Here is a 13373-nt window from a genome sequence, read left to right as displayed (position 1 = left end):
TATGGCAGCAAAAGCATTCCAAAAGATTTATACCAAGATCGAGAATATCACCAAGGCTACTTGTATGCTCCGCGCTACGGGTGTGGGCAACGAGGAGCTGGCTACGATCAATGGGCGTCTAGCTCAGGTCGTGCGTATCATGGACGAAGAAGTCACTCTGCAGGTCTTCGGCGGTACGGAAGGTATCCCCACGGATGCGGAAGTGATCTTCCTAGGCAAGGCTCCTTCGCTTCAGGTGGGTGACCAGCTCGTCGGTCGCTTCTTCAATGCCTACGGTGAACCCATCGATGGCGGTCCTGCTATCTCGGGTAAGGAAGTAGAGATCGGTGGTCCTTCGGTGAACCCCGTTCGCCGTGAGCAGCCCTCTGAACTCATCGCTACCGGTATCGCAGGTATTGACCTCAATAATACCCTTGTGACGGGGCAGAAGATCCCCTTCTTCGCAGACCCTGACCAGCCCTTCAATGAAGTGATGGCGATGGTAGCTCTTCGTGCTAAGAGCGATAAGATCATCCTCGGGGGGATGGGTATGACCAACGACGACTACCTCTTCTTCAAGAATACCTTCAGCAATGCAGGTGCGCTTGACCGTATCGTCAGCTTCATCAATACGACGGAGGACCCTTCTGTTGAGCGTCTTCTGATCCCAGATATGGCACTCGCTGCTGCGGAGTACTTCTCCGTGGAGAAGAAGGAGAAGGTGCTGGTCCTCTTGACCGACATGACGAACTATGCCGATGCTCTGGCGATCGTGTCGAATCGTATGGACCAGATCCCTTCTAAGGACTCTATGCCAGGTTCGCTTTACTCTGACCTAGCTAAGATCTATGAGAAGGCAGTGCAGTTCCCAGACGGAGGATCGATCACGATCATCGCTGTGACGACACTCTCTGGGGGAGATATCACGCATGCCGTACCTGACAACACGGGGTATATCACCGAAGGGCAGCTCTATCTGCGTCGTGACTCGAGTGTGGGTAAGGTCATCATCGACCCCTTCCGTTCGCTCTCTCGTCTCAAGCAGCTTGTCATCGGTAAGAAGACTCGTGAGGATCATCCACAGGTGATGAATGCCGCTGTCCGTCTCTTCTCCGATGCCGCAGGTGCACAGACGAAGATGGAGAATGGTTTCGACCTAACCGACTACGATGAGCGCACCCTTCGCTTTGCAGCTGACTATTCGCGTGAGCTCCTAGCTATCGACGTTAATGTCGATATCGAAGGGATGCTTGACACCGCATGGGGCCTCTTCGGTAAGTACTTCCGACCTGCTGAAGTCAACATCAAGCAGCAACTCGTCGATAAATATTGGCCTGAGGCCTAAGAGCCTAGCACGACACCACCGCTCCTCAGGAAGAATCGCTCTTGAGGTGTGGCAAAGCTAGGAGAGCCCAATAGTATAGAGAATGAACCCAAGCATATTCCTTTTCCTCTGCTCCTCATTTGCAGATGTAGCTCCTCTATTTGAGCAAGCATGCCCAATAGAACTACAGGGGAAGGTCGTCACCTTCATCCCCACGGCTAGTACTCCAGAGTCCTACAAGGAGTATGTAAAGCTGGGGCAAGAGAGTCTGGAGGAACTGGGGCTAAAGGTCGCACCTCTTGATGTCGCTACGGCTTCATCGGAGGAGATCAGAAGTACGCTCTCAGAGGGTGATCTGATCTACGTCTCAGGAGGTAATACCTTTTATCTCCTTCAGGAGCTGAAGCGCAAGGGCGCTGATAAGCTTATCCAGGAAGAGATTGAGGGTGGTAAGCCTTACATCGGGGAGTCTGCTGGGGCGATGATACTTGCTCCGAGTATCGAGTATGTCCGGCTCATGGATGAGACTCATGTGGCATCCGAGTTGGCATCCTTCGCAGCTCTAGGGCTAATCTCTAGATATCCACTGCCTCACTATAGGAGTTTTCCCTTCGAAGAAGTAGGAGAGAAGGTCCTCGCTACATACGGCGATAAACTTCCTCTCGTACCGATCACGAATGATCAAGCGATCATAGTGCGAGGGAGTGAACTCACTATCGTGACTAAGGAATAAATAGGTAGCCATCAAATGACTTATGGCGATACGATTTCAATACAATAAGACCTCGCTACAGCAGCAGGAGAAGGCGCTGAAGATGCGTCTGCGCACCTTGCCTACGATTAAGAGTAAGGAGAGCGCCCTCAGACAGCAGGTCAAGCAGACCAAGCGAGAGGTCGAGGAGCTCGAGGCTAAACTCGAGGCCGAACTCCGAGGCTATCAGGGCATGGTCAGTCTATGGGATGAGTTCGATCCTTCGCTCATCACAGTGGATCGAGTAGACCTCTCAATGAAGAAGGTTGCTGGTGTCCTGCTCCCCGTGCTGGATGGTATCCACTACGAGGTACGCCCCTTCAGTATCTTCAATGCTCCCTCTTGGTATGCCGAGGGGATTGAGCTCTTGAAGACGCTTGCCACTACAGGGATTGAGGCGGAGTTCCTTCGTCTGAAGATGGAGTTCCTAGAGCATGCTCGTAAGAAGACCACCCAGAAGGTGAACCTCTTCGAGAAGGTGCAGATCCCAGGCTATCAAGATGCTATCCGCAAGATCAAGCGATTCATCGAGGACGAAGAGAGTCTCTCGAAGGCATCGCAGAAGATCATGCGTACCAATATCGAGAAGCGTAAAAGCAAAGAAGAGGAGGTAGCCCAATGATTCAGCCAATGAATAAATATGCCTTCTTGGTCTTCCATGGAGACTATGAAGGTTTCCTCCTGCGCCTCAGAGAGCTAGGAGTCGTCCACGTCCGAGAGCAGAAGTCTACGAAGGAGGTCGAGGAGCTACAAGCTCTGCAGGCTGAGCGTATGCACATCGTGGCTCTTCGCAAGGAGCTTCGCCCCTATGAAGGACCCGCCTCTGAGTCGGGACAGCAAGTACAGCTACCCACAGAGGTAGATGGACGCGCACTCATCAGTCAGATTGAGGAGCAGCTAGAGGCAAGACATCGTCTTGTCGACCGTATCACGACGCTACGGGTAGAGGCCGATGAGGTTCGCCCTTGGGGTGTCTTTGACGACAGTACGTTTACTCGCCTTGAAGAGGTCGGCTACACGCTGGACTTCTATGCCCTCCCCGTATCTCAGTTTACGGAAAGCTTCCGTGCTATGCATGATGTCGTACCTATCGAGGTCGTCAGTGGTCGTCAGTACTTCGTCTTGCTTCGCTCCCTAGATACGACGCTTCATCTTCCCGAAGCTGAAGCTATCCGTCGCCCTCAGCGCAGTGTCGATCGTGTAGAGCAGGAGCTGGAAGAAGTGCAGGCTTCCTTAGACCAAGCTACCGAGCAACTGCGGGCAAGTTTCCCAGAGTGGCAAGCTCAGCTTCAAGCCTACGATACTGATCTGGAGAATCACTTGACCTTCGGGACAGTGCGTCTGCAGGCTGATCGCCTAGCAGAGGAGAAGCTCCTTCTCTTGGAAGGCTTCGTCCCTACCGATCATGCTAAGGCCTTTGAGGAGGAGCTCGGCAAGGGGGGCTATTACTTCAAGCAGGTGGACTTCGATCCAGAGACGGAGCGTGTGCCCATCCAGCTGAAGAATAATGCCTTCACCAAGTGCTTTGAGTTCATCACGGGTCTCTTCTCGCTACCTAACTATCAGGAGCTAGACCAGACGGTACTCATCGCCCCCTTCTTCATGCTCTTCTTCGGGATGTGCTTTGGGGATGCGGGCTATGGACTGGTGCTCTTCGCCGTATCGACCTTCGTGCGATTGAAGAATCGAGGAGGGGACAATTCGATCGTAGGGCTTATCCAGTGGCTCGGAGGTGGAGCATTTGTTGTCGGAATGCTCATGGGGGGGATCTTCGGGATCGAACTGCCCTGGGCTCACAACAAGGAATACCTCTTCAATCAGGATAATCTGATGACGATCTCTGTCGTCATTGGTCTGGTGCAGATCCTGCTCGGTAAGGCTGTCGGAGCATACAAGACAGGTAAGCAGAAGGGATGGAAGCACTCACTTGCTGGCTATGCTTGGGTACTCCTTCTGGTAGCTGTCGGGCTGATCTATGCTCTACCGATGATGCAGTTCACACTGCCAGAGCCTGTGACCTACCTCCTCTATGGTGTAGCAGGACTTTCGGTCCTAGTCGCCTTCTTCTACAATAGCCCAGGGAAGAATCCTTTCTTCAACCTCGGTGCAGGTCTGTGGAAGACCTATGAGACTGCTTCGGGGCTTCTCGGAGACTCACTCTCCTATATCCGACTCTTCGCCATCGGGCTGACGGGGGGGATCCTAGGGAGCGTCTTCAATCAGCTCGCTATGTCTTGTCTCCCCGCCTCGGGGAGTGATGCTGGGATCGGTAGCTACATCATGGGCTGGATCCTTGCACTCATCATCCTCGTCTTCGGGCACGGGATCAACTTCGGTATCGCTATGATCGGTGCCTTCGTTCACCCGCTACGTCTGACGTTCGTAGAGTACTACAAGAATAGTGAGTTTGAGGGTGGAGGTAAGCCCTACACTCCTTTCAAGCGTAAGTAAAAAACAAACCAAATAATTCCATTTAACTCAAGTAAAGATTATGAATGAGATGTTGTCTTTCCTCGGCATTGTGCTGATGGTTGGTCTGACGGGTATCGGTAGTAGCGTAGGTGTGACGATCTGCGGTAATGCTGCCGTCGGTGCTATGAAGAAGAACCCTGATGCCCTCGGGCAGTACATCGGTCTGGCAGCTCTGCCAAGCTCACAGGGGCTCTATGGTTTCGTTGGCTTCTTCATGGCTAAGGCTGCCCTTGATAAGCTGATCGCAGCAGGTCCCATCACTACCTTTGCCGCTTGGGCTATCCTCGGGGCAGGGATCATCCTCGGTGTCGTCGGTGCTTACTCTTCGATCCGTCAGGCTCAGGTCTGTGCCAATGGTATTCAGGCGATTGGTAATGGGGAGAATGTCTTCAGCACCACCATGGTCATGGCGGTCTTCCCTGAGCTCTATGCTATCCTTGCTCTCCTGGTGACGATCCTCATCGTAGGTTCTTTCTAAGAGTATAGGATCCTATCCATCCACTAGATCTAAGGGCTGTCTCTCCTCTTGAGGTGAGATGGCCCTTAGCTGTTATCTCTAGCGATCTTCTTATCTCGATGCAGATACGTCTCAGTACTCCCGAGGATCTCTCGGGGATCATGGCTTTACTTGACGGGGCTCGCTCCTTCATGATCCGTCAAGGAAATAGTGCTCAGTGGCCTGTCGGCTATCCTTCGCAGGAGCAGATCCTCAGGGATATAGCCTCGGGGCATAGCTATGTCTGTGAGGAGGAAGGGCTTGATAGGCTGGTAGGGACTTTCTACTTCGCTCAGGAGGAAGAGCCCACCTATCAGCATATCGAAGGAGCTTGGCTAGATGAGACTCCCTACGGGGTAGTCCATCGCCTTGCTTCGGATGGTCGGGTGAAGGGTATGGCTGACCGAGTACTGGCTTGGGTATCGGCTCGCTGTACGAACCTACGCATTGATACCCACGAGGCAAATCAGACCATGCTGAGCTTCCTCGAGCGGAATGGCTTCACGCACTGTGGTACGATCTACGTCTCCGATGGTTCACCACGACTTGCCTTCCAGAAGCATCTCGCTTAGTCTAAAATACCAATGACAGCGCCACCTAGGGGATCTCCCTAGGTGGCGCTGTCGTGTATATAGAAAGAGGATGAAGGCCTAAAGGCCGAGGAGGTAGCTAGCTCGTGCTTTCCCTTCGGAGTAAGTGAAGAGATCAAGGAAGCGTCCTCGTGCCGACTGGTCGGAGAGCTTTGGAGCGATGAGCTCTAGGGCACTGAGACGATCCTCATCGGTAGAGAAATAGGTACGCAAGAGCTGCATGCCTTGGTCCGTCGTTAGCTGATGATAGCGGAGCTCGGTGCGGAGGAGGTTGAGGCGACCTTCGACAGAAGGTTCGGTACGTAGCTGGATAAGCAGAGGCTGGAACCACGTAGAGTGCTCGGTCATTTGGCCGATGCGATCCCTTGTTTGATTCATCTGCTCATCGATACGTCGACCGATCTCCCCAACTTGCTCTTGGATGCTACCTCCTCCTCGGGAGAAGGAGCGCCCATAGGAGCCTCGATCCTGAGAGAAGCCGAGGATGCGTCGAGCTTGCTCCTTGGCGTGCATGAAGTCGAAGAGTTCAATGAGGCGATAAGCATTGTAGCCATCACGCAGGTGGGGAGCGATGGCTTCGAGGACTTCGAGACGCTCCTTGTCCCAAGTGAAGAGCTTCAGCAGGCGACTTGTCTGCTGTACGGTGAAGGTATTGAGCTGGGCAGCATCACGGATATAGCGGAGCTTATCCTTGGTGAAGGTCTGACGTTCGATGCCTCGGATGAATTCCTCGAAGTCCTCTTGCTGTGGCAGGGTACCTCCGTAGCGAGGATCATATTGGCGAGGCATGGGCGGAGCATAGGTCTCGATGATGCGCCGAGCCTCCTCCCTAGTGCTCATGAAGTCGAAGAGCTCGATGAGGCGATAAGCATTGTAGCTGTCTCTGAGGCGGGGGGTGAGGATGCGTAGCACATGGAGTCGCTGATCGTCTGTGGAGAAGATACGGACGAGTCGAGCGACTTGATCCGTGGAGAAGTAGCTACGGCGAGCCACATCTTCGATGAACTGGATCTGCTCCCTCGTGTAGATCAGACTACGCACATCCTGATAGAACTCCTCGAAAGCACGAGCTTCGGCCTCCTGCTCATACCGATCTCGGTAGCCACGTCCCGGATAGTACTCAGGGCGAGGAGCGGGGTACTGCTCAGGGATTCGATCGGGGATGACGACGGGAGGTGGAGGCGTAGGAGTAGAGGGAGTAGGGTAGGGGATGGTAGCTGGCTGCTGGGGGGCTGTCTCTTTGCTGTCGAACTTCGAGACACGACCATCCTCGAAGGTCACATTGACCGCAAGGACAGCCTCCGAGAGCTGGTCTTGGAATCGATATTCCCATACTTCTCGGTTATTCTCTTGGACATTCTTATTGCGAGGCTGACCTAGGATCGCTACGATTTGGCTTTTGGTCATCCCTCGGTCGATCTGACTGACCGATTGGCGTGCCTTGCCCAGCCCGCACGAGGCGAGCGTGACGATGCAGATAGAGGCCGCAAGCCCTGTCGTTATCTTCATAATAGATATAGGGGGATGTATGATGGTGAGGTGAGTGAGCTAAGTACTTAGCGAGAGAGCCCGAGCATACGACGAGCCTGCTCCTTAGCATCGAGGAAGGTGAAGCTGTCTATGATCTGGTAAGCATTGTATGGATCTCTCAGACGAGGAGCTATATGGGAGAGTACCTTGAGCTTCTCTTTGTCCCAAGTAAAGAGGTTCAGTAGACGGATGGTCTGCTTGGTCGTGAAGCGGTAGTCTCGAGCGACATCTTGGATATATTTGACCCGATCATCATCGAAGGGCTTACGACGTGCCGAGTTCAGTACATCCTTGAACCATTCCTCATTCTCCCGCTCACTCTGACGGTTGTCATAGGGATAGTCTCCCCGATCTCTAGGGTAGTTGGGATAGTTCGGGTAATTCGGATAATTCGGGTAGCTAGGGTAGTCGTTTCTGGAGCGTCTATACCTTTCATTGTCATAGGTGTTGAGTCGGATCACTCTTCCCGATGGGGAGAAGGTGACTAGGACAACCATCCCTCCAAGAGAGCCGTAGGTCTGGCGATATTCCCATTCTTCGGTACCATCTTCGGAGAAGCTCCGGAAGTCGGGTCGCCCAAGGAGCTCTTGTACCTGCCTTTGGTTCATCCCTCGCTCGATGCGGGCAATGGAATTGCTTGAGCGTCCAAACTCCTCGCTGATGCGAGCTATCTCGCAAGAGGGCAAGCCGAGGAGAAGAACTAGGCTCAGTAGTCCAATCTTTTTGTTCATATACTGTGCTTTATTTATCGGTAAAACGTTCGGGACGGGGATGAATATTATCCCTCCCTTCTTGAAGGCTAAATTTAGCACTTCTTCTGTAGACTTCCCCCCTGTCTTTGACTACCTCAATACCCTAGTTCTAGGAAGGCTCGATCTGATACCTATAGTGGGTCGCCAAAACGACCTACGGTAGGTCGTCGGAGCGACCCACAGTAGGTCGCAAGGACGACCCACTATAGGTTTTCGGAGTGACCTACCGTAGGGTGGTTTTTTACCCCCTTGAGTACTTTCTTTTTTCAGCTAAGATCTTTCTCTAGAATACCCTAACAGAAGACGGAGTGTGCTATCTTAATTTTTTAAGGTTTCTCCTCAATAATTGACTATCTTTGAGCCGTGTAATCAACCTCAAGAGAGGGCCAAACATCACCACAATGAAAAGTGTACTAACTACTACTCGGATGGCCGCTCTGGCCTTCGGCCTAGCCGTATCTACTCCTCTTCTCTCTCATGCTCAGCCTGGCTACCAGCCAACCAAAGAAAATCTAGAAGCTCGGAAGACCTTCCGTGATCGTGGCTTCGGGATCTTCCTGCACTGGGGGCTCTATAGCATGTTCGCTCAGGGCGAATGGTATATGACCAATGCCAACCTGAACCACGCAGAGTATGCTAAATCTGCAGCTGCCTTCTATCCTGCAGAGTTTGATGCGGCCAAGTGGGTATCAGCGATCAAGGCTTCGGGTGCAGGCTATCTGACGATCACTTCCCGTCACCACGAGGGTTTCTCTCTCTGGGACACCAAGCATAGTGACTACAATATCGTGAAGGCTACACCCTTCAAGCGTGATATCCTCGCCGAGCTCCGTGACGAATGTCGCAAGCAGGGCTTAGGTTTCCATATCTACTATTCGCTCCTCGACTGGACGCGTGATGACTACTATCCCATCGGACGTACGGGCCGTGGCACAGGGCGTACTACGCATGGCGAGTGGAAGACCTATGATGCCTTCATGAATGCTCAGCTCAAGGAACTCGTCCAGGACTATGGTGCTGAGGCTATCTGGTTCGATGGCGAATGGGACCAGGATGAGAATCCTGGCTTCGACTGGCACTATGACAAGATGTATGCAGGCATTCATGCCCTGAATCCTGCTTGCCTCATCGGGAACAATCACCACGGCGAAGTGCATGAGGGTGAAGACTTCCAGATGTTCGAGCGCGACGTGCCTGGTGCTAATACCGCAGGTCTCTCGGGGCAGTCGATCAGTAAGCTCCCCATCGAGACTTGCCAGACGATGAACGGCATGTGGGGCTACAAGATCATTGACCAGAACTATAAGTCCGATACGACCCTCATCCGTCTGCTCGTCGAGACAGCAGGGCGCAATGCCAACCTGCTCTTGAATATCGGCCCTGAGGCTTCGGGTGTCCTCCCTGCTACAGCTATTGATCGCCTTGAGAAGATCGGTCGCTGGATGAAGACCAACAGGGTGACGGTCAAGGATGGGGTACGCGAAGGGTGCATCCCTCCTCAGGAATGGGGTGTCACGACGCAGAAGGGCAAGACGCTCTACCTGCACATCCTCTCTTGGAAGAGCCGCATGCTCTCCCTGCCGCTTACACAGAAGGTCAAGAGTGTCGTAGCCTTCGAGTCTCGTAAGTCGATCCCCTTCCACCAGACCAAGGCAGGCCTGACACTGACCTTCGATAAGGCTCCTTCGGAAGCCAACGCTATTGACTACATCGTCGAAGTAACGCTCAAGTAATCACCTATGGAATACCGCATAGAGAACTGTGCAGGTAGTGCCGAAAGCGCCCGTCGAGCTCAGCTCGGCGGGGCTTATCGTATAGAGCTCTGCGCAGGACTACCCGAGGGAGGTACCACCCCCTCATACGGAGAGATCGTCGCTGCACGCCGTGCTGTCGATATCAAGCTCAATGTGATCATCCGCCCCCGAGCAGGGGACTTCCTCTACACACCTATTGAGGTTGAAGCCATGCTTGAGGACATCAAGATGGCTCGTCAGCTCGGTGTCGATGGTATCGTAGTCGGCTGTCTGACTCCCGACGGTGAGGTAGATAAGCCCCTCCTTCGTCGCTTCGTCGAGGCTTCGGGAGATCTCCCCGTGACTTTCCATAGAGCTATCGATGTGTGCCGTGATCCTTCGGCAGCTCTTGAGGATATCATCAAGGCGGGCTGTGCCCGTGTCCTTACCTCTGGGGGCAAGGCTACGGCGCTTGAAGGGGCAGAGGTCATCGCTCAGCTGGTCAAGCAGGCAGGAGATAGGATCATCATCATGCCTGGAGCAGGTGTGACCCCCGAGAATATCGCTGAGCTTGCCCGTATCACTGGAGCGAAGGAATTCCACTTCACAGGCCGAGTACCCGAGCCCAGCCCCATGCGCTACCGTCATGAAGGGGTCTCCATGGGCGGGACGGTGACCATCGACGAATATGCCTACCTTTTCACAGATCCTATCAAGATCTCTGGAGCCCTTGAAGCACTAGCTTCCTTAGACGAACACTAACAACACTATACATCCTATGACTTTACGTATCCTCACGCTGGCTCTAGCGCTCTCATCGGGGACGCTGACAGCCTCTTATGCTCAGCACAAGGTGGCTAAGACGACCATCCACGAGAGCCAGCTTCAGCAAGACTTCCTCCGTAAGAAGAAGGCCTTCCCTCGGGGAGATCTCTTCCGTATCTTCGACTCCTCCCTCTCTGCCGAGGAGCGTGATGCACTGACGTTCCTCTATACCTACATGCCGACCAATGACCTCATTGATCGGGATGGAGCCTACTTCCTAGAGAATGTCCGTAGCTCCTTGAAGGCTCGCCAAGAGCTGCCTTGGGGTAAGATCGTCCCCGATCGTGAGTGGCGCCACTTCGTCCTCCCGATCCGTGTCAATAATGAGGCGCTGGATGCTTCTCGCCCCTTCCTCTACAATGCGCTGAAGGATCGTGTCAAGGGACTCTCCCTTGAGCAAGCAGTCCTCGAGGTCAATCACTGGTGCCACGAGCACGTGGTCTATACCCCAAGTGACTCCCGTACCTCTTCACCTCTAGCTACCCTGCGTACAGCTTACGGTCGTTGTGGCGAAGAGTCTACGCTCCTAGTCGCTGCCCTCCGTGCTGTCGGCATCCCTGCCCGTCAGGTCTATACTCCTCGCTGGGCTCATACGGATGACAATCACGCTTGGGTAGAAGCTTGGATCAATGGTAAGTGGGCATTCCTCGGAGCTTGTGAGCCTGAGCCTGTGCTCAATCTGGCTTGGTTCAATGCCCCCGTGTCCCGTGCGATGCTCGTACATACGAAGGCCTTTGGTCGCTATGATGGACCCGAGGAGATCATCGATCGTACTCCTACCTATACGGAGATCAATGTGATCGACAACTACGCCCATACGGGTCGAGTAGATGTGTCTGTCGTCGATGCTTCGGGTCGTCCTCTGGTCGGTGTCCCTGTCGAGTTCAAGGTCTACAACTATGGAGAATTCTATACCGTAGCGACCAAGACCACCGACTCTAAGGGCAGTACCTTCCTCACCGCAGGTCAGGGGGATATGCTCGTCTATGCGAGTAAGCCCGATGCTAAGGGTGCTTATCGCTTTGGCTTCCAGAAGGTGACTTTTGGCAAGGATAAGAAGGTACGCCTTCAGCTGAAGTACCGTCCGACGGACAAGATCAACGAAGACCTCCTCATCACTCCTCCCCGTGAGGATGCTAAGTATCCCGAGGTCACCGATGCTCAGCGTGCAGAGAATAACCGCCGTATGGCTCTCGAAGACTCTATCCGTGGGCGCTACGTGGCTACCTTCCTCGACAAGCAGTTCGAGAATCTTGATGCACGAGGCAACTGGAAGGCCGTCCGTACCTTCGTCGAAGAGTCCAAGGATCAGGAGGCTGCTAAGTCTCTCCTCCGTGCGATCTCTGCTAAGGACCTCCGTGATGTGCCCCTAGAGGTACTCCGTGATCATCTAGACAATACGGAGCCCCTGCCCCAGTTCGCTTCGGATAAGGAGCTATCGATGCGCTATATCTTCAATCCTCGTGTAGCTAACGAACCCCTCGTCCCCTACAAGAAGTATTTCCGTGAGGCTGTCCCCGCTGACCTTCAGCGTAGCTTCAAGTCCTCACTCGAAGCCCTTCGTCAGTGGTGTCAGAAGGAGATCAGCCTCGATAAGGACTATAATCCGCTGGATTATCCCATTGAGCCCATCGGTGTGTGGAAGGCACGCAAGGCAGATAGCTACTCACGTGGCATCTTCTTCGTCTCGATGGCTCGTGCTATGGGCTGGCCCGCTCGTATCGATGGGGTCACGGGCAAGGTGCAGGCTTATCTTGATGGTCGCTGGCAGGATATTCTCCTTGATGTAGCTCGTCCCGCAGCTGCAGCTCCACAGGGTACGCTTCGCCTAAGTTATCAGGACAATGGTATCATCGACAATCCTAAGTACTACTATCAGTTCACTATCTCTAAGTTCGACAAGAAGGGTCAGCTTCAGAAGCTCTCCTATGACGAAGGGGATAATGGACTGGAGCAAGGTACCTCATGGGCGAAGACCTTCAAGGACGGAGCACCTATGGACGCTGGACACTATATGCTTGTCACGGGTTCGCGTCTAGCCAGTGGTAGTGTGCTGGTGAATATGCGCTCCTTCGATATCCGCTCAGGTAAGACGACGGACGAAGAGCTGGTCATGCGTCGTGATACGACGGCTGTAGCTGTCCTCGGTAGCTTCGATGCAGAGAACCGCTTTGCTTACCTTGGTGAAGCGAAGGACCTGACTAAGGCAGAGCAGTTCGTCGCACCCGAGGAGAAGGAGCAATCTGTCCTCACCACTACGGGGCGTGGCTACTACATCCTCGGGGTGCTTGGTGCAGGCGAAGAGCCTACGAACCATGCTCTGAAGGATATCATCGCAGAGCGGGAGACCTTCGACCATTGGGATCGTAGCCTTGTCCTGCTCTTCAAGGATAAGACGAGCCAGAGCCGCTATCGCCCCGAGGACTTCGTAGGGCTGCCTACGAAGACGGTCTTCGGTCGTGATGAATCGGGTAAGATCCTCAGCGAACTTGTCTCTTCGCTCAAGCTCCGTGCAGGCAATCTCCCTGTCTTCATCATCGCTGATACCTTCAATCGTGTAGTCTTCTACTCCCAAGGGTACACTATCGGTCTCGGTCGTCAGCTACATCAGGTGATCACTGCGCTTGAGAAGGAGCAGTGCACCGCACCAACGCAGACGTGTACCGCTCCCTAGGCTATCAAAAGCTACTGGACTGACTAAGAGAAGAGGAGCAAGGCAATTCAGTTTGCCTAGCTCCTCTTCCTTTTCATTGGGAGGTCTTCTGTTTATCTGCTTCTCTGGGTAGTTCGGAAGCCTTTTAGTGGGCATGCTTTCAGGATAGAAGGAAGGTGGAGTTTCAGAGTTTGAGTGTGAAAAGCGTTTATATTGTCTTTGTCGCCTAGAAGGGTGATTAATCACCAGTGTGCTTGTTTGTTTATAA

Annotated in this window: 11 protein-coding genes; 9 read left to right on the top strand and 2 right to left on the bottom strand. The window is 53.5% G+C overall.

Translation table 11 applies throughout. From position 1 onward, the window contains the following. Position 1 precedes the first annotated feature (1 nt). From Q0336_RS08320 to Q0336_RS08295, 6 genes are all read left to right on the top strand, one after another. Positions 2–1324 carry a V-type ATP synthase subunit B gene (locus tag Q0336_RS08320; RefSeq protein ID WP_298527690.1) on the top strand — a complete coding sequence of 441 codons (1323 nt, stop codon included), beginning with the start codon at positions 2–4 and terminating at the stop codon, positions 1322–1324. A gap of 82 nt (positions 1325–1406) precedes the next feature. Next, positions 1407–2036: a Type 1 glutamine amidotransferase-like domain-containing protein gene (locus tag Q0336_RS08315; protein WP_298527688.1), complete on the top strand. Its 630-nt coding sequence runs from the start codon at positions 1407–1409 to the stop codon at positions 2034–2036. Positions 2037–2058: 22 nt separating this feature from the next. Further along, the gene (locus tag Q0336_RS08310; protein ID WP_298527686.1) at positions 2059–2676 is read left to right on the top strand and encodes a V-type ATP synthase subunit D; all 618 of its coding nucleotides are present in this window, start codon (positions 2059–2061) and stop codon (positions 2674–2676) included. An 8-nt stretch (positions 2677–2684) separates the two neighbouring features. Then, positions 2685–4505 (top strand): V-type ATPase 116kDa subunit family protein, encoded by a 1821-nt coding sequence (locus tag Q0336_RS08305; protein WP_298527683.1) that lies wholly within the window; start codon positions 2685–2687, stop codon positions 4503–4505. A gap of 40 nt (positions 4506–4545) precedes the next feature. Beyond that, positions 4546–5004, top strand: a complete 459-nt coding sequence (locus tag Q0336_RS08300; RefSeq protein WP_298527680.1) for an ATPase — start codon at positions 4546–4548, stop codon at positions 5002–5004. A gap of 98 nt (positions 5005–5102) precedes the next feature. Further along, entirely contained in the window at positions 5103–5594 is a 492-nt protein-coding gene (locus Q0336_RS08295; protein WP_298527677.1) for an N-acetyltransferase, read from the top strand. 78 nt (positions 5595–5672) lie between these two features. Here the strand turns inward: Q0336_RS08295 and Q0336_RS08290 are convergent, their stop codons facing one another. Then, positions 5673–7121, bottom strand: coding sequence for a DUF4476 domain-containing protein (locus Q0336_RS08290; RefSeq protein ID WP_298527674.1), 1449 nt, complete (start codon positions 7119–7121; stop codon positions 5673–5675). 47 nt (positions 7122–7168) lie between these two features. Next, the gene (locus Q0336_RS08285) at positions 7169–7873 is read right to left on the bottom strand and encodes a DUF4476 domain-containing protein (protein ID WP_298527671.1); all 705 of its coding nucleotides are present in this window, start codon (positions 7871–7873) and stop codon (positions 7169–7171) included. A 422-nt stretch (positions 7874–8295) separates the two neighbouring features. Here Q0336_RS08285 and Q0336_RS08280 point away from each other — a divergent pair, with 422 nt between their 5' ends. From Q0336_RS08280 to Q0336_RS08270, 3 genes are read left to right on the top strand one after another with little or no spacing between them, the layout of a single operon-like run. After that, positions 8296–9627 (top strand): alpha-L-fucosidase, encoded by a 1332-nt coding sequence (locus Q0336_RS08280; protein WP_298527669.1) that lies wholly within the window; start codon positions 8296–8298, stop codon positions 9625–9627. Positions 9628–9633: 6 nt separating this feature from the next. After that, positions 9634–10389: a copper homeostasis protein CutC gene (locus tag Q0336_RS08275; protein WP_298527666.1), complete on the top strand. Its 756-nt coding sequence runs from the start codon at positions 9634–9636 to the stop codon at positions 10387–10389. Between the two features lie 16 nt (positions 10390–10405). Next, entirely contained in the window at positions 10406–13126 is a 2721-nt protein-coding gene (locus tag Q0336_RS08270; RefSeq protein ID WP_298527663.1) for a transglutaminase domain-containing protein, read from the top strand. The last annotated feature ends 247 nt before the right edge of the window (positions 13127–13373 follow it).

The organism is uncultured Porphyromonas sp. (assembly GCF_938039215.1).
GTDB lineage: Bacteria > Bacteroidota > Bacteroidia > Bacteroidales > Porphyromonadaceae > Porphyromonas.
Note: the sequence above shows the minus strand (reverse complement) of the source record. Positions and strands in the feature narration are given on the sequence as shown.

Coding starts and splice junctions, on each gene's coding strand:
- Q0336_RS08275 (WP_298527666.1), top strand. CDS start 9,634: ATGGAATACCGCATAGAGAACTGTGCAGGTAGTGCCGAAAGCGCCCGT.
- Q0336_RS08310 (WP_298527686.1), top strand. CDS start 2,059: ATGGCGATACGATTTCAATACAATAAGACCTCGCTACAGCAGCAGGAG.
- Q0336_RS08290 (WP_298527674.1), bottom strand. CDS start 7,121: ATGAAGATAACGACAGGGCTTGCGGCCTCTATCTGCATCGTCACGCTC.
- Q0336_RS08305 (WP_298527683.1), top strand. CDS start 2,685: ATGAATAAATATGCCTTCTTGGTCTTCCATGGAGACTATGAAGGTTTC.
- Q0336_RS08285 (WP_298527671.1), bottom strand. CDS start 7,873: ATGAACAAAAAGATTGGACTACTGAGCCTAGTTCTTCTCCTCGGCTTG.
- Q0336_RS08320 (WP_298527690.1), top strand. CDS start 2: ATGGCAGCAAAAGCATTCCAAAAGATTTATACCAAGATCGAGAATATC.
- Q0336_RS08295 (WP_298527677.1), top strand. CDS start 5,103: ATGCAGATACGTCTCAGTACTCCCGAGGATCTCTCGGGGATCATGGCT.
- Q0336_RS08315 (WP_298527688.1), top strand. CDS start 1,407: ATGAACCCAAGCATATTCCTTTTCCTCTGCTCCTCATTTGCAGATGTA.
- Q0336_RS08270 (WP_298527663.1), top strand. CDS start 10,406: ATGACTTTACGTATCCTCACGCTGGCTCTAGCGCTCTCATCGGGGACG.
- Q0336_RS08280 (WP_298527669.1), top strand. CDS start 8,296: ATGAAAAGTGTACTAACTACTACTCGGATGGCCGCTCTGGCCTTCGGC.
- Q0336_RS08300 (WP_298527680.1), top strand. CDS start 4,546: ATGAATGAGATGTTGTCTTTCCTCGGCATTGTGCTGATGGTTGGTCTG.